Origin of the sequence: Malikia spinosa (genome assembly GCF_002980625.1) — a bacterium.
In the GTDB taxonomy this organism is placed as follows: domain Bacteria; phylum Pseudomonadota; class Gammaproteobacteria; order Burkholderiales; family Burkholderiaceae_C; genus Malikia; species Malikia spinosa.
In genome coordinates, this window is the sequence record NZ_PVLR01000019.1 from 36,821 (window position 1) to 61,946 (window position 25,126).

Consider the following 25,126-nt stretch of genomic DNA (forward strand, 5'->3'; position numbering starts at 1 on the left):
GCCGATCAAAGCGCCGCCTTGACCTTGGCTGCCACTTCAGGACTGACCCAGGTCGTCCAGATATCCGGATGGTTTTCGAGGAAATGGCGCGCGCCGTCCTCACCCGATGCTTGGTTGTCGCTCATCCAGGCCAGCAAGGCGTTGACCGTGTCGTTGCCCCAGCTGCGCTGGTTCAGGTAGTCGACTGCCGGCCCGCCGGCTTTCTTGAAGCGGTCGGTGATCACAGTGAAGACCTCGGCACTGGCCCAGTCGGTCTTGACCGGACGGAGGCAGTCGGCCTTGGAGTTGCAGGCCTCGAAGGCCGCCTTGTCATGCGGCACACCGGCGTCGAGCTTGACCATCTCGTATTTACCCAGGATCGAGGTCGGTGCCCAGTAATAACCCAGCCAGCCCTGCTTGCGCTCGTAAGCCTTGGCCAGCGAGCCGTCCAGCCCGGCGGCCGAACCGGTATCGAGCAGCACGAAGCCCTTGCCAGCCGCACCCCAGGCCTTGAAGGCGTTCTCGGTAGTGATCTGGCAGTTCCAACCCGATGGACAGTTGTGCACAGCACCCTTTTTCCGGTCCTCGGGGGCCGGGAACAGGTCGGGACGATTCAGTGCGTCATCGATGGTCTTGAGCGCAGGGTTGGCATCGGCCAGGTACTTCGGAATCCACCAGCCCTCGATGCCGCCGTCCTTGAGCGCGCGCGCGGCATAGTGCAGTCGCCCCGCCTTGACGGCCTCGTCGAGCGGCTGCCGCACCGCATTGACCCAGGCCTCGGGGGCCACGTCGGGCTTGCCCTTCTCCATCATCGAGGTCAGCGTCGGCATGGTGTCACCCGGCACGATCTCGACCTCGCAGCCGAAGCCTTGGTCGAGGATGAAGCGATCGATCTGCGCCAGCACTTCGGCTGACTGCCAGTTCATGCTGACCACGGAGACCTTGCCACAGTCAGCGCTGGCCAGACCAGGCAAGGCGGCCAAGGCCAGCAAGGCGGCGGTTCGGTAGAAAGTGGGACGGGTCATGAGGATGCTCCGGATAGGGGGATGAACATGGACCGGGCTGCAGACGAAATCCCGAGCGGTCAGGAGGCCAGAGCCACGGGCAGGAACGCGACTGAGGCAGATCAATCATCACGCCTGGAACCATGCAGGTCCGCATGGGAATGCATGCTGGAAAACTTGTCACAGGATGCAACAAGCGCAAATATATTTGAACAAATATAATTTGTCAACCCTGTGCCGAGACGACTGGCCCGAAGACGAACCGGATCAGTGCTCAGCGCGGCGGCATGCCGGACTGCACACCAGCCGCTTCAGGTCCGCCGCTCGCTTCGCGCCCCGGCAAGCTGGCCAGGTGCAGCGTCTGGGTCGGGTAGGCGAACTCGGCGCCATGTTCACGCACGATCGCCATGATGCGCAGCAGCACATCCTCCTTGACGGCGTGGTACTTGACCCATTCGGTGGTGCGGGTCAGGCAATAGACCATGAACTCCAGGTGCGACTGCCCATAGCTGGTGAAATGCACGATCTGGGTCTGGGCCTGGTCGATCTCGGGGTGCTCGCGCAACATCTGGCGAATGGCGCTGCAGATCGGTGCCATCCGTTCGCCGTCCTCGTAACGGATGCCCAGGTTCTCGGAAATGCGCCGGTTCGTCATGCGCGAGGGGTTCTCGACCACGATGCTGGCGAACATCGAGTTCGGAATGTAGAGCGGGCGCTTGTCGAAGGTGCGGATGCGCGTCAGGCGCCAGCCGATGTCCTCGACCGTGCCCTCGATCGCGCGGTCCGGCGAACGGATCCAGTCGCCGACCTTGAACGGCTTGTCGAGGTAGAGCATCAGGCCACCGAAGAAGTTCGACAGCAGGTCCTTGGAGGCAAACCCGACCGCGACGCCACCGATGCCACCAAAGGCCAGCACGCCCGAAACCGAATAGCCCAGGGTCTGCAACGCCACCAGCACCGCCGTGATGATGACCGACAGGCGCAGCAGCTTGGCCACGGCCTTGGCGGTGGTCTGGTCCATCGGCTTGCTGACACGGGCCGGATCGAGCAGGTTGACTTCGAGGTGCGAGATCAGCCGGGTCAGGAACAGCGCGCCGATGAAGATGAACACGACCCGGCGCAGCTCGGGCAACAGGTCAAGGAAGGCATTGGGGCCGACTTGCTTGAGGAGGGTGGCGGCGATCGAGATCCCGAGCAGCCAGACCGTCAGCCGCACCGGGATGCGGGCAGCCTCGAGCAAGGCGTCGTCCCAGATCGACTCGGTGCGGGCAACGATCTTCTCGGCCAGGTCGATCAGGCGCATCAGCAGGAAGTTACAGCTGACCGTCGCGAGCACGACCAGGAACACCTGGACCAGCCAGATGCTGGGATCTGGCGAAATTTGGAGATAGGCTTGCACAATGTCCATGACTGATTGGAAAAGAATTCCGTGACCAGTTAATTATATTTGTTCAAATATGTCAAACCAGTTCCCTGCCCTCGTCCACCCGCTCGCGATCTGGCTCCAGTTCGGGTTCTGTGTCGCCCTGATCGGACTGGCCGGGGCACGCCTGATCCGCTACGGCGACGCGATCGCGAGCTGGACCGGCATGTCGCGCAGCTGGATCGGGCTGATCCTGGTCGCCTCGGTCACCTCGTTGCCGGAGCTGGTGACCGGACTGAGCGCGGTGACGATTGCCCGCGCGCCCGACCTGGCCGTGGGCGATGTGCTGGGCAGCTGCGTCTTCAACCTCGCGATCCTTGCCGCGGTCGACATCGGCTACCGCAAGGCACCGCTGTACGGAGTGGTCAGCCACCAACACCTGCTGTCGGCGGGTTTCGGCGTCATCCTGCTGGCGAGCACCGCCTTGCTGTTGCTGCTCGATCAGCAGGGCCTGCTGCCGGCGCTGGGCCATGTCAGCCTGGGCAGCCCACTGCTGCTGGCGCTCTACCTGCTGGCGCTGCGTGCCATCTACCTGAGCGAGAAGCGCTTGCCCGCCAGCACCGAGCCAGAACCGGCGCTGATGCCCTTGCGTACGGCATTGACCGGCTACGCGCTGGCCGCGATGGTGGTGGTGGCCAGCGGCATCTGGCTGCCCCTGATCGGGGTCGAACTGGCGCGGGTCATGGGCTGGTCGAACTCGCTGGTCGGCACCCTGTTCGTGGCGCTGGCCACCTCGGTACCGGAACTGGCCACCACCTGGGCTGCACTGCGCATCGGCGCTGTCGACCTCGCGGTCGGCAATCTGCTGGGCAGCAACCTGTTCGACCTGCTGATCCTGGCCTTCGACGACCTGGCCTATCTCGACGGCAGCTTGTACCGCGCCGTCTCGCCGCTGCATATGCTGAGCGCCCTGAGCGCCTGCCTGATGAGCGGTGCGGTAGTGGTCGCGCTGGCTTACCGCCCGGCAGCGCGGGTGCGCCATATCGGCAGCTGGGCCAGCCTGGCCTTGCTGGCGGTCTATCTGCTCAACGGACTGCTGCAGTACCTGCACAGCTGAGCAGGACAGGGCTTGGGTCAGCCCAATCCCTTTGCCGTGCCATGAGATGGCGGGTGCCCTATGCTTGTTGCGCTTGCGCCATGACTTGCGCAGCACAATGTCCAGAGGTTCCTCCATGCTCGTCAATCCAGATTTTTCATCCCGCGCCAGCCTCACTCCAGACGACTACCAGTGGGTCGCGTCGCCGCAGGCGGGTGTGGAGCGGGTGATGCTGGACCGGCTGGGCGGAGAAAAGGCCCGCGCCACCAGCCTCGTGCGCTATGCGCCGGGCTCGCAGTTCCCGGCCCACTCCCACCCGGGTGGAGAGGAGATCCTGGTGCTCTCGGGCACCTTCTCCGAGGGCGATCAGCATTACCCGGCCGGCTGCTATCTGCGCAGCCCGCCAGGCTCGAGCCACCAACCCTACAGCGACGAAGGGGCCACTATCTTCGTCAAGCTGTGGCAGATGCCGGCTGGCGAAACGCGCCGGGTGCGCCTTGACACCCGGGTGCCATCGGCCTGGCAGCGCCTGGGCGAGCGGGAGCTCTGTCCGCTGTTCTCGGACCCGGCGGAACAGGTCTGCCTGCTGCGCCTGCCGGCTGGCGCCCCCCCGTTGCCCGAGCCGGTGCCCAGCGCCGAGTTGCTGGTGCTGGCCGGCGCGGTGCTGGACGGCACGACTTGCTACCAGTGCGGCAGCTGGCTGCGGCTGCCCCAAGGTCGCTACCCCGAACTGGTCGCGGGAGCGCAGGGCGCCACCCTCTACCTGAAAACCGGTCATCTGCCGATGGCAGCATAGGCAACCAGAGCATGCAGACAGCAAGAATCGCCATCGTCGGTGCCGGTGTCAGCGGCCTGTACGCCGCCTGGCTGCTGCAACAGCAGGGCATGACCGACTGGCTGCTGATCGAGGGCCGCGCGGCGGTGGGCGGACGCATCCTGTCCGAGCCGGCAGCCGACGCCTGCGCGGCGGTCAACCCAGCCAACAGGACGGACCGTTTCGACCTGGGCCCCTCGTGGTTCTGGCCCGGCTACCAGCGCCAGCTGGACTGCCTGGTGCAGGAGCTGGGACTGCAGCGCTTCGAGCAGCACGAGAGCGGTGACATGGTGGTCGAGCGCTCGCCCAGCGCGCCAGTCCGGCGGATGCAGGGCTATGTGAACTCGCCGCCCTCGATGCGGCTGGTGGGGGGAATGGGCGCACTGACCGATGCGCTGCTGCAGCGGCTGGATGCGACGCGGATCGTGACCGGCCAGAGCGTGCGGCGCATGCGCTGCACGGATGGCCAGGTCGAGCTCGACAGCGAGGACGCCAGCGGACATGCCACCAGCTGGCGCGCCGAGCAGGCCTGGCTGGCCATGCCGCCGCGGCTGGCCGTGCAGCAGATCGGATTCACGCCGGCGCTGCCAGCGCCATTGGCGCGGGCCTGGCAGGCGACGGCGACCTGGATGGCGCCCCATGCCAAGTATGTCGCCATCTACGACCGACCGTTCTGGCGCGAGCAGGGGCTGTCAGGCGAGGCGCGCAGCGCCTGCGGACCCTTGGGCGAGATCCACGATGCCTCGATGCCGGGCGGCAGCGCGGCACTGTTCGGCTTCTTCGGCATTCCGGCCCGCCTGCGTCAGGGCGTGCCAGAGGCCGAGCTGCGAGCGGACTGCCGCGCGCAACTGGCGCGTCTGTTCGGGCCCCAGGCGTTGACGCCAAGGGCTGAGTTGTTCAAGGATTGGGCAATCGATCCGTACACCGCCACGGCGGCTGACATTGACAGTCTCGGCCAGCATCCCGAGGCACCGGCAAGCGGAGCTTCGAGCGGACCCTGGGCCGGCCGCTTGACGGGCATTGGCAGCGAATGGTCGCGCCAGTTCCCAGGCTATGTCGCTGGCGCGATCGAAGCCGCCAGTGTCGGCCTGCAATCCCTGGCGGCATTCAGCCGCTCGTGAGCCAGCCGACTGAAGCCTGAGGCCCAGCCGGCCGGGGTTATCCTCAAAGCGGAAACAGCCGGAAGCAGAGGATAGCGATCAGGGTCGGGCCGAGCGCGCCGGCAAGCAGGCCATGGGCGGCAATCGCGCCATGCTCGAAGGTACCCTTGAGGATCGAGGCACCGGCCGGGTTCGGCGCATTGGCGATCAGGGTCAGGCCGCCACCGGTCACGGCACCGGTCAGCAGGGCGTACTTGAATTCGGGCGTCAGGCCCTCGACCAGGGAGCCCAGGTAGGTCAGCGCCGCGTTGTCGGTGATCGCGGTCAGCGCGACCGCGCCGAAGAAGACCTGGGTCTCGTCCATCATCAGCAGCAAGGGCTGCAGCCACCATTGCTGCATGCCGCCCAGCACCACCAGGCCACCGAGGAAGAAAGCGACCAGCAGGCCCTCGCGCAGCATCAGGCGGTCCTGGTAGGCCGGGTAAGCGGTGGCCACGCCCATGAACAGCAGGAATACCGCGATGAAGGCCGCCGGGTGATGGGCGAAGAGGACGATGGCCAGCAGGAACAGCAGATGGCCGGCCACCATAGACAGCGGCACGCCGCTGTAGGGCGATTTGGACGAGTGCTCCAGGCCGCGCAGTTCACGCGCGAACAGGAAGGTCACGCCGACCGCATTGATCAGCACCGCCACGGCGGCCTTCCAGCCGACATGGGTCAGCATGTAGCTGAGGTCAAAGCCCCAGGCCTTGGCAACCATCAGCACCGGCGGCGCAGCATAGGGCGTGAGCGTGCCACCGATCGAGATGTTGACGAACAGCGTGCCAAGCGCCGCGTACTTCAGCGGCGTGGAAGCGCGCGCAAAGATGGTGTCCTTCATCAGCAGCGCGGCCAGGGTCATCGCGGCCGGCTCGGTGATGAAGGAGCCCAGCAGCGGCACGACCGCCAGCGTGGTGAAGAAGAAGGCCATGGTGCGCGGCAGCGGAATCACCCGCACGATGGCTTGCACGGCAACCGAGGCCGCCTGCAGCACGGGGCGGCTGCCGGCGACGACCATGATCGCGAACACGAACAGCGGTTCGGTGAAGTTGCGGCTGTCGAGGTAGGCGAGCGCCTCGCCTTGGCCGACCATGAAGGACATCACGACCATCAGGATCATGGCCCAGAAGCCAAAGACGATCTCGACCTCGGCCAGCAGATGCCAGACACCGGCATGGGTCGGGCGGGTGTGCGCCAGGTATTCGAAGTACTTGGTCGAGAAGGTGTGCAGCAGCGCCAGGGCAAAAATGGCGGCGGCAACGAACTGGAGCAGGGTTGGTGACATGAAAGTGCGCAACAAAACCGCGCGGCGGCCCGACCTGCGCAAGAACCTGCCGAGACCCAATGCCACCGACACCCTGCTTCAAGTTTAACCCAAAGCGCAGCGCTTCAAGCCTCGCTGTCGCCAGCACCGAGCGGCAGCATCTGGGCCGAGCGCTCGGGCGGTAGCGCCTCGACCTGCTTCAGGGCTCGGGTCATGGCGCGGCTGCGCACCTCGGCCTGCTCCAGGCTGTTGAGCACGGTCTGGGTCTGGGTCTTGACGCGTGCCAGCGTATCGCCGAACTTGCCGAACTCGGTCTTGACCGCGCCGAGCACCTGCCAGACCTCGCTCGAGCGCTTCTCGAGCGCCAGGGTGCGAAAGCCCATCTGCAGCGCATTGAGCATGGCCAGCAGCGTGGTCGGTCCCGCCAGCGTGACCCGGTGCTCGCGCTGCAGCGCCTCGACCAGGCCGGGGCGGCGCAGCACCTCGGCATACAGGCCCTCGGTCGGCAGGAACAGCAGCGCGAAGTCGGTGGTGTGCGGCGGTTCGAGGTATTTGTCGGCAATGGATTTGGCCTCCAGCCGGATCCGCGTCTCGAGCGCCTTGGCCGCGGATTCGGCCGCCACCGGGTCGGCCAGGCGCTGGGCGTCAAGCAGGCGCTCGTAGTCCTCGTTCGGGAACTTGGCGTCGATCGGCAACCAGACCGGCGAGCCGTCCTCGCCCTTGCCGGGCAGGCGCAGCGCGAAGTCGACCACGTTGCGGCTGCCGGGCCGGGTCGCGACCTGGGCCGCGTACTGCTCGGGCGCGAACACCTGTTCGAGCAGCGCCGCGAGCTGGGCCTCGCCGAACATGCCGCGCGTCTTGACATTGGTCAACAGATGCTTCAAGTCGCCGACCCCGGCGGCCAGCGCCTGCATCTCGCCCAGGCCCTTGTGCACCTGCTCGAGCCGCTGCGCGACATGGGCGAAGCTCTCGCTCAGGCGGGTTTCGAGCGTGCGGTGCAGCTTCTCGTCGACGGTGGCGCGCATCTCGTCGAGCTTGGCCGCGTTGCTCTGCTGCAGCTGCTGCAGCTGGGCTTCGAGCGTGGCGCGCAGCTCGGTCAGGCGCTGGGCGTTGGAGTCGCTCAGGGCCTGCCACTGCTGGCTCATGCTGTCGCCCAGGCTGCCGCGCAGCTGCACGATCTGCTGTGCCAGCGCGTCGAGCCGCTCACCCTGGCTGCGCGTGGCCTGTGCGCCTTGCCCCAGCAGGGCCTGCTGGAAGCCGGCCAGGCCCTGCGCCTGCTCCTGGCGCTGGCCGCGCGCGGAGTCGGCGATCTCGCGCCGCAGCTCGCGTTCGAGCCGGTCGATCTGGTCGGCCAGCTGCTCGAGCGCCAGCGCCATGGCCTGGCGCTGCAGGATCTGCTCGGGCGACTCGGATACTGACCCGGCCTGGCCCAGCCGCCAGGCGATCCAGCCCAGTCCGGCCAGGTTGAGCAGGGCCAGTGCGGCCAACAGCATGTCGCTCATGAAAGTCACGCTCCCAAAAACAAGGGCCAGCACCGCTGCCGGCACTGGCCCGAACTGGCCACTGGGGTCAGGAAAACGCGAATCAGACGGCCAGCAGCTCGACTTCGAACAGCAAGGTGGCGTTGGGCGGGATCACGCCGCCGGCGCCGCGGGCGCCATAGCCCAGCTCGGCCGGGATCACGAGGCGACGGGTGCCGCCGACGGCCATGCCCTGCACGCCTTCGTCCCAGCCCTTGATGACATGGCCGGCTGCGAGCGGGAACACGAAAGGCTGGCCGCGGTCCTTGCTGCTGTCGAACTTGGCGCCTTGCTGGCCGTCGTTGTAGAGCCAGCCGGTGTAATGCACGGACACGCGCTGGCCGGCCTGGGCAACGGCGCCCGAACCAACAACGGTGTCTTCATACTGCAGGCCGGAGGGAGTGGTGATCATGAGAGCTTCCTAGCTAGAAAAAAGAGAGCGAATGTTAAGGCAAGGCCGAGCCGTGCGTGCGCGCCCGGCGACGGGAGCCGGCTTTAGTCGAGCCAGCGCGTGAAGGACTCGACCGGCTCGCGCGGGGTCTCGAAGCGGTTGACCGCTGCAGCCGGGTCGGCATAGCCCAGCGCCATGCCGCAGACCAGCATCTCGCCCTCGCCAGCGCCGACATGCGGCAGCACGATGCTGTGAAAGGCGTTCCAGGCCGCCTGCGGGCAGGTGTCGAGCCCATGGGCGCGGGCTGCGACCATCAGGTTCTGCAGGAAGCCGCCGTAGTCGAGCAGCGAGCCGCGCCCCATCACCCGGTCGACGGTGAACATCAGGCCGACCGGCGCATCGAACAGGCGGAAGTTGCGCTGCTGCTGCAGGTGCATCGCTTCGCGGTCGCCCTTGCCGATGCCGAGCAGGCCGTACAGGCCCCAGCCGTTCTCGCGTCGGCGGTCGATGTAGGGGCTGACCCATTGCTCGGGGTAGTAGTCGTAGGGCTCGCGGTATTGCGCGGCCAGCTGCGGGTCGGCACGCATCTCGTCATGCGCGGCGCAGACCTTGGCGACCAGCTGGTCGCGGCTGTCGCCCTGCAGCACATAGACCTTCCAGGGCTGGGTATTGGTGCCCGAGGGCGCGCGGCTGGCGAGCTGCAGCAACTGGGTCAGCAGCTCGCGCGGCACCGGCTTGGGCAAAAAGGCGCGCACGGAATGGCGGCCATTGATGGCGGCTTCCACGCTCGCCGGGTCCAGGGGCGCCACAGCGGCGCCGGGGGCATTGTCAAGGCTCAAGACTTGTCTCCTGTCGTTGGCCGGGCCACCAGCGCGGCAAGGCCCGGATCGAAACATTGTGCCAGCATGGCCAGCAGCGGCCTCAGGCCCGGGCGGCCGACAGGGCCTGCCAGCGCCGCCCGTAGTCGAGTGCGACCCGGTAGCTGTTGACCTGCAGCCCGACCGTGACCGCGATGTCGCGCCCGTAGCCACCAGCCATGGTCATGGCCAGTGGGATGCGGCGCTGCCAGGCCCAGTAGAACACGCGCCGGTCGCGCGCCTCCAACCCGTCGGCCGTGACCTTGAGCCGGCCGAGCCGGTCGTTCTCGTGCGGGTCCATGCCGGCCAGATAGATGATCAGACCGGGCTCGAAGCGGCGCTCAAGCTCGGCCAGGCCCTGCTCGAGCGCAGCCAGGTAGTCGGCATCGCCACAGCCATCGGGCAGGTCGATGTCGCAGTCGCTGGCCTCCTTGCGGAACGGAAAGTTCTTCTCGCCGTGCAGCGAGAGCGTGAACACGCTGTCGTCGCCCTGGAAGATGCGCGCCGTGCCGTTGCCTTGGTGTACATCGAGGTCGATCACGGCCACCCGCAGCGGCTGGCGGCGCCAGGCCTCGCCGCGCCGGCCCCATTCGGCCTGCATCACGCGCGCGGCCACCGCCGCGTCGTTGAAGACACAGAAACCCGCGCCCTTGTCGGCATAGGCATGGTGGGTGCCGCCCGCCAGGTTGGCCGCCAGGCCGCTGCCCGACAAGGCAGCGCGGCAGGCCTGCAGCGTGGCACCGACCGAGCGCAGCGCGCGCTCGGCCATGGCCGGCGACCAGGGAAAACCGATCTCGCGCTGCTGCGCCGGCGTCAGCGTGCCCTCGGCCACGGCAGCGATATAGGCCGGGTGGTGCACCAGCGCCAGCTCGCCGGCGCTGGCCGGCAGCGCCGGGGCCAGGCGCCACTCGGGCAGCTCCTGCTCGAGGCGCTCGCGCAGCAACGCGTACTTGGCCATCGGAAAACGGTGCCCATCAGGCAAGGGCAATACGAACTGATCAGAATAAAAGGCTTGCACCACGATATTCTGGCGCAAACCCGGCAACCCGACGCCGGCCTGGGCCAGCCGCCAGCCCTGACCCAGGCCTTGCAAAGCTGGCGCATCTCCCTATAATCGTTTCCATGCTGCACTGCAGCAATCAAGGTCCTGATGCCCGACAGGCGTCCTGATCCCCAAGCCCAATCCAACAGGAGACAAGACATGCTGACCGCCGAACAAATCCTCGCCGCCCAGAAGGCCCATATCGAAACCCTGTTCGGCCTGACGCAAAAGGCTTTCGAAGGGGTCGAGCGCATGGTCGACCTCAATCTGCAGGCGACCCGCGCCACCGTCAACGAAGCCGCCAGCCAGACCCAGGCCCTGCTCAGCGTCAAGGACGCGCAGGAACTGCTCGAGCTGCAAGCCACCCTGATGCAGCCGCTGGCCGAGAAGGTCAGCGCCTACAGCCGCCAGTTGTTCGAGATCGCCTCCGACACCGGCGCCGAATTCACCAAGGCCGGCGAGGACCAGTCGGCCGACGCCCAGCACAAGTTCATGGCCCTGTTCGACAACGTGGCGCGCAACGCACCGGCCGGCTCCGAGCCGCTGGTCACGGCCATGCGCAGCGCCATGAATGCCGCCTCGGGCGCCATGGATCAGGTGCAAAAGGCTGTCAAGCAAGCCACCGAGATGACACAGTCCAACATCCACACCCTGGCCCAGAATGCCAGCGCCAAGCCGGCCAGCAAGAAGCGCTGAAACCGGCGGCCATCAGGGCCGGATCGACCGGCCCAGCACAAGTTTGAGGTTGTCTCCTCGGGTCCCAGGGAACACAGGTTCAGGGACCTTTCACAAGCCTCGCGCCCGTCGCGGGGCTTTTTTTTGCGTACGCGACTGCACCAGCCACCGGCATCAGCCGCCGGCTGGCGCCAGCGGTACGCGCCTGGCCTGCAGCCGCTCGCGCAGGCGCGGCAAGGCGGCCTGCATGGCGGCGCGACCGGCCGCGATCGAGCGCTGGCGCGCCGAGAAATCCGCGCTGCCGATGCCGCGCAACTCGGGCTTGAGCACGAAATCGGCCTCGGCGAGCGCGTAGCGGTTGATGGTCTGGCCCATGATGTCGAAGGTCTGCATCAGCACCTTGAAGGTGTCACTGGTGGCGTTGCCCTCGGGCGGGCTCGAGATATTGACCGCGATCACGAACTCGGCCCCCATCTGGCGCGCCTGCTGCACCGGCACCGGCGCCACCAGGCCGCCGTCGACATATTCGCGCCCGCCGATCGCCACCGGCGAGAACACGCCCGGCACCGCGCTGGAGGCGCGCACGGCCGTGCCGGTGTCGCCGCGCTGAAACAGCATGCTCTGGCCATTGGCCAGGTCGGTCGCGACGATGCCGAGCGGGCGCTTCATGTCCTGGATCGCCTTGCCCTGCACCTGCGCGTTGACATAGCGCGCCAGCGCATCGCCGCGCAGCAGGCCGCGGTTGAACAGCGGCAGCGTCCAGTCGGTGATCGCGGCCTCCTCCATGCGCAGCGCCGCCTGCTCGAGTTCGGCGCCGTTGCGCCCGCTGGCGTAGAGCGCAGCGACCAGGCTGCCGGCCGAGGTGCCGACCACCAGATCGGGCAGCAGGCCCTGCTGCTCGAGCACCTGGATCACACCGACATGGGCAAAGCCGCGCGCCGCGCCGCCACCCAGCGCCAGCCCGATGCGAGGCGCCCGGGTGCGCGGGGGTTCGTGCGGAAGGTCAGGCGCCACATCGGGCCGGGTCACAACCGCCGGACCTTGCGGGCCCGCCGGGTCGGTCAGGGTCGCGCAACCGGCCAGGGTGCCGAGCCAGGCCAGTCCAGCCCCCAGGCAGGCGCGCCGTGACAGTCCGACTGGAGGGGAAAATGGTTCGATCGACATCCGGAATTGAGCGCCTTGAGAGCGTTGAGCTGGTGATTGCATCAATTTTAGGATGAATGCCATTTTCTGTCTGTGGGCATCGCCGTGCCGCATCGGCGAAAATAGCGCGGTGGCCATACCTCAGTCTTTCATCCAGGAACTCCTTTCGCGCGTCGACATCGTCGAGGTCGTCGGTCGCTATGTGCAGCTCAAGAAGGGCGGCGCCAACTTCATGGGGCTGTGCCCCTTCCACGGCGAGAAATCGCCCTCCTTCAGCGTCAGCCCGACCAAGCAGTTCTTCCACTGCTTCGGCTGCGGCAAGCATGGCAACGCGGTCGGCTTCCTGATGGAGCACACCGGCATCGGCTTCGTCGAGGCGGTCAAGGACCTAGCGCAGCAGACCGGCCTGCAGGTGCCGCAGGAAGACCTGAGCCCGCAGGAGCGCGCCCGCGCCGCCGAACAGCGCCAGCAGCAGGCCACGCTCAACGACCTGCTCGACAAGGTGGCCGCCAGCTACTACCAGCAGCTGTGCCAGACCAAGCGCGCGCAGGACTACCTCAAGGGCCGCGGCCTGTCGGGGCAGATCGCCAAGGCCTTCGGCCTGGGCTATGCGCCCGAGGGCTGGCGCTTCCTGTCTACCGTGCTGCCCGACTACCAGAGCGCGCAGCTGGTCGAGGCCGGACTAGTGATCGCGTCCGAGGAAACGCCGGCCGGCGCGGGCGAGGAAGCCAGACCAGCCAAGCGCTACGACCGCTTTCGCGACCGGATCATGTTCCCGATCCGCAACGTCAAGGGCGAATGCATCGGCTTTGGCGGCCGGGTGCTGGACCAGGGCGAGCCCAAGTACCTGAACTCGCCCGAAACCCCGGTCTTCAACAAGGGCCATGAGCTGTACGGCCTGTTCGAGGCCCGCAGCGCGATCCGCCAGGCCGGCTATTGCCTGGTGACCGAGGGCTATATGGACGTGGTCGCGCTGGCCCAGCTCGGCTTCGCGCAGGCGGTCGCCACCCTGGGCACGGCCTGCACGGCCGACCATCTGCGGCTGCTGTTCCGTTTCACCGATGCGGTGGTGTTCAGCTTCGACGGCGACAACGCGGGCCGGCGCGCCGCGCGCAAGGCGCTCGAGGCCGCCCTGCCGTGGGCCAGCGACACCCGCTCGATCAAGTTCCTGTTCCTGCCGCCCGAGCATGATCCCGACAGCTTCATCCGCGCCCATGGCCCGGACGCCTTCGCGCAGAGCATCAAGCAGGCGATGCCGCTGAGCCGCTTCCTGCAGGAGGCCGCGGCCAGCGATTGCGACCTCGAAACCGCCGAGGGCCGCGCGCGCATGGCCGCGCAGGCACAGCCGCTCTGGCATTCGATGCCCGACGGCGCGCTCAAGCGCCAGCTGCTGGGCGAATTTGCCGATGCGGTCGGGCTCGACGCGCGCGAGCTCGACCGGATCTGGTCGGCCAGCGAGCAGCGCGACCGCAGCCGCGGCCTGCCCGGGCGCAAGGCCAGGGCGGACTCGGGCGCCAGCCCCGAGGCACAGGCGCCACGCCGCCGCCAGCGCCACGAGCCGTCAGGCGACCACGATTACGACCATGCTGGCGACCCCTTGCTGCGCGAGCGCTCCGAACGCCACAGCAGCACGGCCAGCGACGGCAACGGCCGGCGCCCGACTGCCAGGCGCAGCGGCGCGCGCGGACTGCTCGGGCGCACCGACCGCGTGGCGCGTCTGGTGCTGGCCACGCCCGAGGCCTGGGACTGGCTCAGCGCTGACGACCACCAGTTGCTCGCGCACGAGCCGGCGCCGCATGGTCCGCTGTTTGCCTGGCTCGAGACCCAGTGGCACGAGCATGGCCCGCAGCCCTGGGCCGCGCTGCGCGAGGCCTTGCGCGACCAGCCGTTCGAGGCACTCGCGCTCGAGCTCAATGCCGGCGGCCTGGCGCTGCAGCGGCCCGAGGACGAGGAAGAGCCCGGCAGCAACGGGGTCGCCCTGCCCTCGCCAGCCGACCTCAGGCGCGAGCTGGGCGAGCTGATGCGCCGGCTGCATATCGACGAGCTCAAGCAGCGCGAAACCGAGCTGATCGCCCAGGTCGGCCAGGACCCGCAGGCGCTCGAGCGCTACCGCGAACTGCAAGCGCTCAGAAAATCGCTCGAAGCCGGGAACTAGCGCCTGCGGGTATAATCCAAGGACTTGTCACGCAAGCGCGACAGCAGCACCTCCGGACCGGCCAAAGCCCCAGAACGGGCAACAGGGAAGCATTCCCCGGCCAATAGCCAGCCACGCTACATCCGCAAGGACTGCACACCAAATGTTCGCCCACCCAGCTTGCCTGCCGACCTCCCGCGTGGGGTCGGACCGTCTGGCCCTGCCAGATCGGATTGCGCTAAGCCATTGAATCCACCGTTCCAACCGCCGCGGCGCCTGCGCCCCGGCAGAAAGCGCCGTACGTGAGCACCAAATCGACCAAAGCCTCCCTGATCCAAGCCGCAGACGAGTTTCTCGCCGCGGCTGCCCTGGCCGAAAATGCCGCCGCCCCCAAGAAGCGTGCCGCCCGCAAGAAGGCCGCGCCCGTCGAAGGCGGCAGCGACCTGCCGGTGGCAGCCAAGCCGGCAGCGGCCAAGCGCGGTCGCAAGCCCAAGGCCGAGGTCAAGGCGGTCGGTGAAGTCGGCTTCGATGATGCCGACCTGAGCGACATCGACGAATTGCTGGCCGAGGAACCGGTGGCGGAGGAAGCGGTCGCCGATGCGCCGGTCGAGAAGGTCAAGCCGCTGCGCATGAAGGTCAGCAAGGCCAAGGAACGCGCGCTGATGAAGGAATTCGGCCTCGACGAGACCGTCCTGACCGAAGAAGAAGCCAAGCTGCGCCGCGAGAGCCTGAAGAAGCTGATTAAGATCGGCAAGACCCGCGGCTACCTGACGCACGGCGAGATCAACGACCACCTGCCCGACAAGCTGGTCGAGGCCGAGACGCTCGAAGTCGTGGTGGCACTGCTCAACGACATGGGCGTGGCGGTCTACGAGCAGACCCCGGACGCCGAGACCCTGCTGCTGAGCAACACCGGCCCGACCGCCGCGACCGAAGAGGAAGCCGAGGAAGAAGCCGAAGCCGCACTGTCTACCGTCGACAGCGAATTCGGCCGCACCACCGACCCGGTGCGCATGTACATGCGCGAGATGGGCACGGTCGAGCTGCTGACGCGCGAAGGCGAGATCGAGATTGCCAAGCGCATCGAAGGCGGCCTGCACGACATGGTGGCGGCGATCTCGCAGTCGCCGGCCACGATCAAGGAAATCCTGGCCATGGGCGAGGACATCCGCTCGGGCGCGGTCGTGATCTCGACCGTGGTCGACGGCTTCACCAACGCCAACGAGGCCGACGACTATGTGGCCGAAGAGGACTTCGACAGCTACGACGAAGCCGATGACGACGACGGCAAGGGTGGCTCCAAGGCGCTGACGCGCAAGCTCGAAGAACTCAAGCGCGAGGCGCTGTCGCGCTTTGATGACATGCGCGCGCTGTCCGAGCAGCTGCAGCAGATCTACAGCAGCGAAGGCTACGGCACCCCGGCCTACAAGAAGGCGCAGGCCGCGCTGACCGAGCGCCTGATGTCGATCCGCTTCACCGCCAAGGCAATCGAGAAGCTGTGCGAGACCGTGCGCCAGCAGGTCGAGGGCGTGCGCAAGAAGGAACGCGAGCTGCGCAAGATCATCGTCGACAAGTGCCGCATGCCGCAGGAGACCTTCGTCAAGGAATTCCCGCCCAACCTGATCAACCGCCAGTGGGTCGAGAAGCAGGCCGCGGCCAACAAGCCGTGGAGCGTGACGATGGCACGCCATATCCCGCCGATCCAGCTGCTGCAGCAGCAACTGATCGACCTGCAGACCGAAGTGGTGGTGCCGCTGGATCAGCTGAAAGCGATCCACAAGCGCATGAACGAAGGCGAGGCGATGTCGCGCTACGCCAAGAAGGAGATGATCGAGGCCAACCTGCGCCTGGTGATCTCGATCGCCAAGAAGTACACCAACCGCGGCCTGCAGTTCCTCGACCTGATCCAGGAAGGCAACATCGGCCTGATGAAGGCGGTCGACAAGTTCGAATACCGTCGCGGCTACAAGTTCTCGACCTATGCGACCTGGTGGATTCGCCAGGCCATCACGCGCTCGATCGCTGACCAGGCACGCACGATCCGGATTCCGGTCCACATGATCGAGACCATCAACAAGATGAACCGCATCAGCCGCCAGCACCTGCAGGAGCATGGCTTCGAGCCCGATGCCTCGATCCTGGCCGAGAAGATGGAGATGCCCGAGGACAAGATCCGCAAGATCATGAAGATCGCCAAGGAGCCGATCTCGATGGAGACCCCGATCGGCGACGACGACGACAGCCACCTGGGCGACTTCATCGAGGACAACGCCAACACCGCGCCGATGGACGCCGCGATGCAGGCCGGTCTGCGCGACGTGGTCAAGGAAATCCTCGACACGCTGACGCCGCGCGAAGCCAAGGTGCTGCGCATGCGCTTTGGCATCGAGATGTCGACCGACCACACGCTGGAGGAAGTCGGCAAGCAGTTCGACGTCACGCGCGAGCGCATCCGCCAGATCGAATCGAAGGCGGTGCGCAAGCTCAAGCACCCGAGCCGCTCGGACAAGCTGCGCAGCTTCATCGACACGCTGAATTGATGCCAGCGCCCAAGGCGCTGTCCCCATGAAAGAAGCCCGAGTCGCAAGACCCGGGCTTCTTTCTTTTTGTGTGGCGCCGGCGAGACAGCCGGTGCGGGGCTGGACTCAGACCTGGCGTGCGAAGGCGCCCAGCGTGGCTTTCTCGAGCTGATCCAGCGACTTGAAGTGATTGCGGTAGGCCAGCATCGAGTTGGGCTGCAGGCCGACCTTGACGGCCAGGGAATACTGCTGGCGGGCGGCCTCGAACGGCAGCGTCATGGCGCCGCGGACCGGATCGGTCATGACGCGGGCCAGCGGCATCGTGAGAGCAGAGATCATGGAAAACATCTTTTTAGTCCAAACAATGGACGCGATGTTAGGGTAAACCCTTTGCCTTGTCAATATTGGCATTTGTCGCACATTTCCAACAATTGACCCTGGGGTCGCGGCGGACTTGAACGCTGACCCACCGGCTCAGGCAGGGCTCAGGAGGCTGCAACAGGCGGCCCGTAGGCGGCCATGAAGACGGCAACGGCCCGTTTGACCGAGGCAGCGATCTGCTCCGGATCGACCGCATCGAGCATCTGGAACATGAAGCGGTCGATCCATTCCGCCTCGAGCAAGCCCTTGAGGTGCAGGCTGGCGATCCTCGGATCGGCCTGGCGCAGCTTGCCCTGATCCATCGCCTGCTGCAGGAACTCGGCCACCTCGGCGGCGCTGCGGGCATGGCCGCGCTCGTAGCAGGTGCGGCCCAGGTCGGAGCGCACGATCTCGGACACCACCAGCCGGCGCGCCGCCTGCACCTCGGGCGAATAGAGCAAGGTCAGCAGGCCGCGGCCGAAGCTCTCGAGCCCCTGGGTGATGTCTTGCAGCGTCGGATCGAGCGCCTCGTGGGTGGCCTGGAACTGGTCTTCGGTCGCCTGCATCAACACCTCGGCGAACACCTCTTCCTTGGACGAGAAGTAGTTGTAGAGCGTGGCCTTGGAACCGCCCACGCGCAGGCAGAGCTCGGACATCGAGGCGCGCTCGAAGCCGGTTTCCCGGAACAGGTCGGCCGCCTCATCGAGGATCGCCTGTCTCTTGCCTTCGGTTTTTTTTCTCATGGCGACATCCTTTCTTGAACCAGACCGTACATTTTATCTTGTCCCGGCTCTGGGTCAATGTTAAACTAAACAGTACAGTTATTTAATGGAGCCGTGATGCCGTTCTCGCCTGCTGCAACCCCATCCCTGCCATCGCGGCGCTTTCGCTCACTGCTGACCCTGGCCAGCCTCATGGCCCTGGCGGCATGTGCCCAGCTGCCCGACCTGGCCGAGCGCAGCGCCCTGGCCAGCCCGGCCGACTTGCAGAGCGCGCAGGCATTGAGCGCGCCCCAGGCCGACTGGCCGGTCGAGCGCTGGTGGGCCGGCTATGGCGACGCCCAGCTCGAGGCCCTGGTCGATGAAGCCTTGCGCGGCGCGCCCGACATGGCGGTGGCAACGGCGCGCTTGCGGCTGGCCGAAGCCGCGACCCAGAGCGCGGCTGCCGCGCTGCGCCCCCAGCTCAGCGCCAACGCCTCGATCACCGAGGAAAAGCTCAGCTACAACTACCTGTTCCCGCGCTCGCAAAAAACCGACGGCTGGAACGACTACGGCCGCGCGACGCTGGACTTCAGCTGGGAGCTCGACTTTTGGGGCCGCAACCGCGCAGCGCTGGCGGCAGCGACCTCCGAGCGCGAGGCCAGCCAGGCCGAATGGGCCCAGGCACGCCTGCTGCTGTCGTCGGGCATCGCCAGCGCCTACGCCGAGCTGAGCCGACTGTTCGCCAGCCGCGACACAGCGCTGCAGTCGATCGAGGTACGCCGCAAGACCGCCACCCTGCTGGCCGAGCGCTTCGACAACGGGATGGAAAACCGCGCCAGCGTGCGCCAGGCCGACGCCAGGCGCACCGCTGCCGAGGGCGCGCTGCTGCAACTCGACGAACAGATCGGCCTGCAGCGGCACCGGATTGCGCTACTGATCGGCGCCGGACCCGACCGCGGACTGTCGATCCAGCGGCCGCGCGTCAAGCTCGAGCAGTCGTTCGGCCTGCCGGCGCAGCTCGCGCTCGACCTGCTGGGCCGGCGACCCGATGTGATCGCAGCCCGGCTCCAGGCGCAGGCGCAAGCCAGCCGGATCGAGCAAAAGAGCGCCGAGTTCTACCCCAACGTCAACCTGTCGGCCTTTATCGGCGTGCAGTCGCTCGGGCTGGACCTGCTGGGCAAGAACGGATCGGCCATCGGCAGTGTCGGGCCGGCGATCTCGCTGCCGCTGCTCAATGGCGGACGCCTGCGCGGCGAGCTGCGCGCCAGCGAAGCCCGCTACGAGGAAGCCGTGGCGCGCTACCAAGGCACGCTGGCGCGCGCGCTGCAGGAGGTGGCCGACAGCGCGCTGAGCCAGCAGGCCCTGGCGGCGCAACTGGCCAAGAGCCGCGAGACGGTGGCCGCCGCCACCGAGGCCTACCGCATCGCGCGCCAGCGCTACGAAGGCGGACTGGCCAACTACCTGGACGTGCTGTCGGCCGAGGACCTGCTGCTGGGCAGCCTGGACGTGCTGACCGAGCTGCACGCCCGTTCATTCACGCTCGACATCGCCCTCAAGCGCGCCCTGGGTGGCGGCTACCAGGTCGCCCAACGCTGACACCACACCCGTACCGCACCAGCATCGCATCCGTACCGCAGAAGGAAAATCGACATGACGCAAGACAACAGCACCGACCAGACCCTCAAGCAACGCCGCAACAAGCGCCTGCTGGCGCTCGGGGGTGGCGTCGTGGTGGTGGCTGCAGCCGCCACCGCCTACTGGACGCTGTACGCGTCGCATTTCGTCTCGACCGACAACGCCTATGCGGCGGTCGAGGTGGCCCAGGTGACTCCGGCGATCGGCGGCACCGTCGCCGAGGTCAAGGTCAAGGACACGCAGGCGGTCAAGCAGGGCGACGTGCTGGTCACGATCGATCCGACTGACGCCAAGCTGGCCCTGGCCCAGGCCGAGGCGGAGCTGGGACGGGCGGTGCGCCGCGTGCGCGCCTATGTCGCCAATGACGGCGGACTGGCAGCCCAGGTCAGCGCCCGCGTCGCCGAGGAAAAGCGCGCCGAGGCGCAGCTCAGCGCGGCCCAGGCCGACTTCGAGCGGGCCCAGATCGACCTCAAGCGGCGCCAGGCGCTGCTGGCTTCGGGTTCGGTCTCGGGCGACGAGCTGACCAAGGCCCAGAACGCCCATGCGGCCGCGCAGGCCAATCTGGCCTCGGCCAAGGCCGCGATTGTCCAGGCCAGCGCCAACCGCGTCGCGGCGCAAGGTGCCCGGGAGGCGAACGCGGCCCTGATCGACCAGGCCCAAGGCGACAGCAACCCCGAGATCCTGCTGGCACGTGCCAAGCGCGACCAGGCCAAGATCGACCTCGAGCGCACCGTGATCCGGGCCCCGATGGACGGCGTGGTGGCCAAGCGCCAGGTCCAGCTCGGCCAGCGCGTGCCAGCCGGCGCCCCGCTGCTGTCGGTGGTGCCGGTGCAGGACATCTACGTCAACGCCAACTTCAAGGAAGGCCAGCTGCAGAAGGTCCGCCCGGGACAGACCGCGACCGTCACGTCCGACCTCTACGGCAGCTCGGTCAGCTACCACGGCGTGGTCGAAGGCCTGGCTGGCGGCTCGGGCTCGGCCTTCGCCGCCATTCCGGCCCAGAACGCCACCGGCAACTGGATCAAGGTGGTGCAGCGCCTGCCGCTGCGCATCCGCCTCGACGCCGAGGAGCTTGCCACCCATCCGCTCAAGGTCGGACTGTCGATGACGGTCAAGATCGACACGCGCAGCGGCGCCCAGTAAGGGTGATCTGACATGAGCAGCGCCTCACTTGTGAACGACCGCGACGCCCCCTTGAGCGGGGGCATGCTCTGGTTCGCGGCCCTGATCCTGGCCTCGGCCAACTTCATCGCCGTGCTCGACATGACGATCGCCAACGTGTCGGTGCCCAACATCGCCGGCAGCCTGGGGGCCAGCACCAGCCAGGGTACCTGGGTCATCACCTCCTACGCGGTCGCCGAGGCAATCACGGTGCCGCTGACCGGCTGGCTGGCGGCACGCTTCGGCGCGGTGCGGGTTTTCGTGACGGCGATGGGCCTGTTCGGGCTGTTTTCGGCGCTGTGCGGCCTGTCCACCTCGCTGGGCATGCTGGTGTTCGCGCGCATCTGCCAGGGCCTGGCCGGCGGCCCGCTGATGCCGCTGTCGCAGACCCTGCTGCTGCGCATCTTCCCGGCCGAGAAGGCGCCGGCGGCGATCGGGCTCTGGTCCATGACCACGCTGGTGGCTCCGGTGCTGGGACCGATCCTGGGCGGCTACCTGTGCGACGAATACAGCTGGCCCTGGATCTTCTACATCAACCTGCCGATCGCGCTGGGCTGCGCCTTCATCGGCTGGCGCCTGCTCCAGCGCTACGAGGCGCCACTGATCCGCAACCCGATCGACCGGATCGGCCTGGTGCTGCTGGTGGTCTGGGTCGGCGCGCTGCAGCTGATGCTCGACGAGGGCAAGAACCTGGACTGGTTTGCCTCCGGCCAGATCATCGGACTGGCCGTGGTCGCGCTGATCGGCTTTGTCGCCTTCCTGATCTGGGAGCTGCATGATCCGCATCCGATCGTCGATCTGCGCGTGTTCCGGCACCGGGGCTTCTCGGTCAGCGTGCTGACCATCAGCCTGGCGTTCGCGGCCTTCTTCGCGATCAACGTGCTGACCCCGCTCTGGCTGCAGAGCTTCATGGGCTACACCTCGTCGCTGGCCGGCCAGGCCACGGCCTGGACCGGGGTGTTCGCCGTGCTGGTGGCTCCGCTGGCCGCCGGCCTGTCGGCCAAGGTCGATCCGCGCCGGCTGGTGTTCGGTGGCGTGGTGCTGATGGGCCTGGTGACGCTGTGGCGCACCGGAGCCACGACCGACATGGACTACTGGAGCATCTCGATCCCGCTGATGGTGATGGGGCTGGGCCTGCCCTTCTTCTTCATCCCGCTGACCGGGCTGGCGATGGGCAGCGTGGACGAGAGCGAGATGGCCAACGCGGCCGGACTGATGAACTTCCTGCGCACCCTGTCGGGCGCCTTTGCGACTTCGCTCGTGACCACGGTCTGGGACGACGACATCACGCGCCAGCATGCCGAACTGGTCGGTGTCGCCGATGCCGACCACAGCGTGCAGCGCTTTCTGGAAAGCACCGGCATGAGCCCTGACGCCGTGCTGCAGAACCTCGACGGCCTGATCACCGGCCAGAGCGTGATGCTGGCAACCAACCAGATCTTCTGGCTGGTCGGCATCGCCTTCTTGGTCGCGGCCAGCGTGATCTGGCTGGCGCCCAAGCCGACGCGCCAGGTGGACCCGGCGGCTGCCGGCGGTCACTGATCAAGCACCGATTGAAGGACAAGGACTGACCATGTTCAAGCATATTCTGGTACCCACCGACGGCTCGCCGCTGTCGCAGGACAGCGTGGCCCGCGCCGTCTCGTTCGCCAAGGAGGCCGGGGCAAGCCTGACCTTCTGCCATGTGGAGCCGCCGCTGCCGACTGCCTTCGGCAGCCTGGGCGGCATCGCTTCTGCGACCATAGAGCAGGAATTCCATGCCAAGGTCGACGGCCGCGCGCAGGACATCCTGCAGGCTGCCGAGCGGATCGCGACCGAGGCCGGCGTGCCCTGTGCCCGGGTGCTGCTGGTGCGCAGCAAGCCGCACGAGGCCATCATCGAGGCCGCCACGGCCCAGGGCTGCGACCTGATCTTCATGGCCTCGCACGGCCGGCGCGGCGTGACAGCGCTGCTGCTGGGCAGCGAGACGCAGAAGGTGCTGACGCACTCGAAGATCCCGGTGCTGGTCTACCGCTGAATCGGTCGCCGCAGAACCAGTCGCCAGAAACAATTCGGCCCAGCGCATCCGCTTCGATGCGCTGGGCCGAACTTCATTCAGCAGGTGCTTACTCGAGGGTCTCCAGCGCCATCACGCCGGTGGCGGTGTTGGAGATCGGCAGGTAGTAGTTGCTGTGCACCTTGCGCACGCCCGAGCCGGCAGTGGTCAGCGCGGCACGCATCGCGACCCACATCAGCAGCTCGACGCCCTGGGTGCCGGCCTTCTCGACCAGTTCGAGGTCGCTGAACTGGGTCACCCACTCGGGGTTGGAGACCATGCTCTGCATGAACTGCTGGTCGAACTGGGTGTTGATATGGCCGGCACGCTCGCCATCGAGCTGGTGGCTCAGGCCGCCGCTGGCCAGCACCATCACCTTCTTGTCGCTGTCCCAGGACTGGATCGCACGACCCACCGCCTGGCCCAGCTTGTAGACCCGCTTGGCCGTCGGCAGCGGGAACTGCACGGTGTTGATGTTGATCGGCACGATCTGCACCGGCGCGACTTCATGCTCGGGCCAGAACAGCTTGAACGGCAGCGAGCAGGCGTGGTCGACCAGCATTTCCTGGCAGGTCACGATGTCGAACTCGTCGGCGATCAGGCGGTTGATGATGTGCCAGGACAGGTCGAGGTTGCCCGGGGTCGACGGCAGGGTCGGGATGCCCCAGCCCTCGTCGGCATTGCTGTACTCGGCGGCGGCACCGACGGCAAAGGTCGGCATCTTGTCGAGGAAGAAGTTCAGGCCGTGGTCGTTGTAGAACACCACCAGCACGTCGGGCTTGACTTCGCCGAGCCACTGCTGGATCGGCGGGAAACCGTCGAAGAAGGGCTTCCAGTAAGGTTCCTGCTGCAGGCCCTTGGCCAGCGCCTTGCCGATGGCGGGGATATGCGAGGTGGCGAGGCCGCCGATGAGTTGTGCCATTTGTCTGTGCTCCGGAATTATTGTTGGGCGTAGGCGGCGAGCTTGGCCATGAAGGCTTCCTTGCTCATGCCGGTCTGCTGGGCGCCGATGTCCTGCATGTCGAGGCCGAAGATGCCGGCGAACTTGGCCAGGTAGTAGGCGTTGCCACCGGCGGCGATCAGCTCGAGCACCTGCTTGGAGCGGATGGCGGCCTTCTGTTGCTCGTTGAGGCCGAACTGGCTCATGTAGGCCTCGGGGTCGGCGACGAAGGCGTCACGGTTGACCTTGTCGTTGAACGAGAAGCACATCTTGTTCAGGGCATAGCCCTTCATGGCCTCGGCGCCGTCGAAAGGCGTGGTGCCGGGAATGGTGATCTTTTGGCTCAAGGTTGTCTCCTCGGGGAATCGAAAACAGGAATGACTCGAGTGTGCTCAGGCCATCACATAAAATAAAGTGATTAATCGTCATATATTGCATGAACAGATTCGATTGGTCCGATCTCGATGTGCGCCTGCTGCAACTGCTGGTGGCGGTGGTGGAGGCCGGCAGCATCACCGGCGCGGCACAGGCGCTGGACGTGACGCAGTCGGCGGTCAGCCACCAGCTCGACAAGCTGCGCGCGATCACCCAGGACCCGCTGTTCGTCAAGTCGGGCCGCGGCATTGTCGCGACAGCCCAGGCCGAGGCGCTGGCGGCGCAGGCGCGCGAGCTGCTGGGCCAGATCGAGCGCTTTGCCCGTGGCGGCCTGTTCGACCCGGCGCGCTGGCAGGCCCGCATCACGATCGCGGCCAACGACTTCCAGCGCGACTTGCTGCTGCCGGGACTGATGCAGCGGCTGCGCGCCCAGGCACCGGGCGTGACGCTGCGCGTGATCGCCTCGGGCGTGCCGCGGCTCGAAATGCTGCGCCGCGACGAGTGCCAGCTGATCATCAGCCCGCGCCCGCCCGACGGCAGCGACATCCTGCAAAAACGCCTGTTCGAGGACCGCTACCGCGTGTTCTACGATCCGGCGCAGCGCGCGGCGCCACGCGATCTGGCCGACTATCTGGCCTCCGCTCATGCCACCGTGCTGTACGAACCACAGCGCCGGCTGGACCTGGACCAGCTGCTGATCAGCCAGGGCATCCAGCGCCGCTTCAGTCTGCTGCTGCCGAGCTTCAGCGCCCTGCCCGCCTTCATGCTCGGCACGCCGCTGCTGGCCACCGTGCCGGGCCTGCTGGCGCAGCAGACGCTGGCCGGACTGGCCCATGCCGAGCCGCCGCTGCCCTGTCCGACGCTGCCGATGTTCCTGATCTGGCATGCACGCTACCAGCAGGACCCGGCGCACCGCTGGCTGCGCGAGCAGATCGAAGCCAGCGTGGCGCCGGCACTGGCGCAGCGGCGCTCTTGAGGT

23 protein-coding genes are annotated in these 25,126 nt (G+C 67.1%); 11 read left to right on the top strand and 12 right to left on the bottom strand.

Annotation, left to right across the window (positions count from 1 at the left end):
* Positions 1-5: 5 nt before the first annotated feature.
* Both C6P61_RS07795 and C6P61_RS07800 read right to left on the bottom strand, forming a co-directional pair.
* Complete coding sequence (locus C6P61_RS07795) at positions 6-1,004, bottom strand: ABC transporter substrate-binding protein (RefSeq protein ID WP_105729364.1); 999 nt, start codon at positions 1,002-1,004, stop codon at positions 6-8.
* A gap of 253 nt (positions 1,005-1,257) precedes the next feature.
* Positions 1,258-2,391 carry a mechanosensitive ion channel family protein gene (locus C6P61_RS07800; protein WP_105729365.1) on the bottom strand — a complete coding sequence of 378 codons (1,134 nt, stop codon included), beginning with the start codon at positions 2,389-2,391 and terminating at the stop codon, positions 1,258-1,260.
* Positions 2,392-2,440: 49 nt separating this feature from the next.
* On the opposite strand from C6P61_RS07800, the gene C6P61_RS07805 reads away from it, so the two are divergent.
* From C6P61_RS07805 to C6P61_RS07815, 3 genes are all read left to right on the top strand, one after another.
* On the top strand, positions 2,441-3,463 hold the full coding sequence (locus C6P61_RS07805; RefSeq protein WP_105729366.1) for a sodium:calcium antiporter: 1,023 nt from the start codon (positions 2,441-2,443) through the stop codon (positions 3,461-3,463).
* A 115-nt stretch (positions 3,464-3,578) separates the two neighbouring features.
* A complete protein-coding gene (locus C6P61_RS07810) occupies positions 3,579-4,238 on the top strand; it encodes a cupin domain-containing protein (RefSeq protein WP_105729367.1) in 660 nt (219 codons plus the stop codon).
* 11 nt (positions 4,239-4,249) lie between these two features.
* The gene (locus C6P61_RS07815; protein WP_105729368.1) at positions 4,250-5,377 is read left to right on the top strand and encodes a flavin monoamine oxidase family protein; all 1,128 of its coding nucleotides are present in this window, start codon (positions 4,250-4,252) and stop codon (positions 5,375-5,377) included.
* 43 nt (positions 5,378-5,420) lie between these two features.
* Here C6P61_RS07815 and C6P61_RS07820 read toward each other — a convergent pair whose 3' ends face one another.
* The 5 genes from C6P61_RS07820 to C6P61_RS07840 form a co-directional block, all read right to left on the bottom strand.
* Positions 5,421-6,680, bottom strand: a complete 1,260-nt coding sequence (locus C6P61_RS07820; RefSeq protein WP_105729407.1) for a putative Na+/H+ antiporter — start codon at positions 6,678-6,680, stop codon at positions 5,421-5,423.
* 104 nt (positions 6,681-6,784) lie between these two features.
* Positions 6,785-8,161: a DNA recombination protein RmuC gene (locus tag C6P61_RS07825; RefSeq protein WP_105729369.1), complete on the bottom strand. Its 1,377-nt coding sequence runs from the start codon at positions 8,159-8,161 to the stop codon at positions 6,785-6,787.
* A gap of 82 nt (positions 8,162-8,243) precedes the next feature.
* Complete coding sequence (locus C6P61_RS07830) at positions 8,244-8,591, bottom strand: FKBP-type peptidyl-prolyl cis-trans isomerase (protein ID WP_105729370.1); 348 nt, start codon at positions 8,589-8,591, stop codon at positions 8,244-8,246.
* An 83-nt stretch (positions 8,592-8,674) separates the two neighbouring features.
* Entirely contained in the window at positions 8,675-9,409 is a 735-nt protein-coding gene (locus C6P61_RS07835; protein ID WP_244908836.1) for a nitroreductase, read from the bottom strand.
* A gap of 82 nt (positions 9,410-9,491) precedes the next feature.
* Positions 9,492-10,445, bottom strand: coding sequence for a histone deacetylase family protein (locus C6P61_RS07840; protein ID WP_211296943.1), 954 nt, complete (start codon positions 10,443-10,445; stop codon positions 9,492-9,494).
* A 183-nt stretch (positions 10,446-10,628) separates the two neighbouring features.
* On the opposite strand from C6P61_RS07840, the gene C6P61_RS07845 reads away from it, so the two are divergent.
* Positions 10,629-11,165 carry a phasin family protein gene (locus C6P61_RS07845; RefSeq protein WP_105729372.1) on the top strand — a complete coding sequence of 179 codons (537 nt, stop codon included), beginning with the start codon at positions 10,629-10,631 and terminating at the stop codon, positions 11,163-11,165.
* Positions 11,166-11,318: 153 nt separating this feature from the next.
* Here C6P61_RS07845 and C6P61_RS07850 read toward each other — a convergent pair whose 3' ends face one another.
* Positions 11,319-12,308, bottom strand: coding sequence for a patatin-like phospholipase family protein (locus C6P61_RS07850; RefSeq protein WP_105729373.1), 990 nt, complete (start codon positions 12,306-12,308; stop codon positions 11,319-11,321).
* Between the two features lie 109 nt (positions 12,309-12,417).
* On the opposite strand from C6P61_RS07850, the gene dnaG reads away from it, so the two are divergent.
* Together dnaG and rpoD are read left to right on the top strand one after the other, a co-directional pair.
* The gene (gene dnaG, locus C6P61_RS07855; protein WP_105729409.1) at positions 12,418-14,442 is read left to right on the top strand and encodes a DNA primase; all 2,025 of its coding nucleotides are present in this window, start codon (positions 12,418-12,420) and stop codon (positions 14,440-14,442) included.
* A gap of 224 nt (positions 14,443-14,666) precedes the next feature.
* Positions 14,667-16,961 carry an RNA polymerase sigma factor RpoD gene (rpoD, locus tag C6P61_RS07860; protein ID WP_105729374.1) on the top strand — a complete coding sequence of 765 codons (2,295 nt, stop codon included), beginning with the start codon at positions 14,667-14,669 and terminating at the stop codon, positions 16,959-16,961.
* A 105-nt stretch (positions 16,962-17,066) separates the two neighbouring features.
* On the opposite strand, the gene C6P61_RS07865 is transcribed toward rpoD, so the two are convergent.
* Both C6P61_RS07865 and C6P61_RS07870 read right to left on the bottom strand, forming a co-directional pair.
* Complete coding sequence (locus C6P61_RS07865) at positions 17,067-17,279, bottom strand: hypothetical protein (RefSeq protein WP_146114996.1); 213 nt, start codon at positions 17,277-17,279, stop codon at positions 17,067-17,069.
* A 146-nt stretch (positions 17,280-17,425) separates the two neighbouring features.
* Complete coding sequence (locus C6P61_RS07870; RefSeq protein WP_105729376.1) at positions 17,426-18,043, bottom strand: TetR/AcrR family transcriptional regulator; 618 nt, start codon at positions 18,041-18,043, stop codon at positions 17,426-17,428.
* A 171-nt stretch (positions 18,044-18,214) separates the two neighbouring features.
* Between C6P61_RS07870 and C6P61_RS07875 the strand changes: the two genes are divergently transcribed.
* Genes C6P61_RS07875 through C6P61_RS07890 form a run of 4 tightly spaced genes read left to right on the top strand, consistent with a single transcriptional unit; the run spans position 18,215 to position 22,814 of the window.
* Positions 18,215-19,597 (top strand): efflux transporter outer membrane subunit, encoded by a 1,383-nt coding sequence (locus C6P61_RS07875; RefSeq protein WP_244908838.1) that lies wholly within the window; start codon positions 18,215-18,217, stop codon positions 19,595-19,597.
* A 54-nt stretch (positions 19,598-19,651) separates the two neighbouring features.
* Positions 19,652-20,779 (top strand): HlyD family efflux transporter periplasmic adaptor subunit, encoded by a 1,128-nt coding sequence (locus C6P61_RS07880; protein ID WP_105729378.1) that lies wholly within the window; start codon positions 19,652-19,654, stop codon positions 20,777-20,779.
* A 12-nt stretch (positions 20,780-20,791) separates the two neighbouring features.
* The gene (locus tag C6P61_RS07885; protein WP_244908839.1) at positions 20,792-22,339 is read left to right on the top strand and encodes a DHA2 family efflux MFS transporter permease subunit; all 1,548 of its coding nucleotides are present in this window, start codon (positions 20,792-20,794) and stop codon (positions 22,337-22,339) included.
* A 31-nt stretch (positions 22,340-22,370) separates the two neighbouring features.
* Positions 22,371-22,814 (top strand): universal stress protein, encoded by a 444-nt coding sequence (locus C6P61_RS07890; protein ID WP_105729380.1) that lies wholly within the window; start codon positions 22,371-22,373, stop codon positions 22,812-22,814.
* 88 nt (positions 22,815-22,902) lie between these two features.
* On the opposite strand, the gene C6P61_RS07895 is transcribed toward C6P61_RS07890, so the two are convergent.
* Both C6P61_RS07895 and C6P61_RS07900 read right to left on the bottom strand, forming a co-directional pair.
* The gene (locus C6P61_RS07895) at positions 22,903-23,754 is read right to left on the bottom strand and encodes a class III extradiol dioxygenase family protein (RefSeq protein WP_105729381.1); all 852 of its coding nucleotides are present in this window, start codon (positions 23,752-23,754) and stop codon (positions 22,903-22,905) included.
* Between the two features lie 17 nt (positions 23,755-23,771).
* A complete protein-coding gene (locus C6P61_RS07900) occupies positions 23,772-24,119 on the bottom strand; it encodes a protocatechuate 4,5-dioxygenase subunit alpha (RefSeq protein ID WP_105729382.1) in 348 nt (115 codons plus the stop codon).
* An 89-nt stretch (positions 24,120-24,208) separates the two neighbouring features.
* Between C6P61_RS07900 and C6P61_RS07905 the strand changes: the two genes are divergently transcribed.
* Positions 24,209-25,123 carry a LysR family transcriptional regulator gene (locus C6P61_RS07905; protein WP_105729383.1) on the top strand — a complete coding sequence of 305 codons (915 nt, stop codon included), beginning with the start codon at positions 24,209-24,211 and terminating at the stop codon, positions 25,121-25,123.
* Positions 25,124-25,126: the final 3 nt, after the last annotated feature.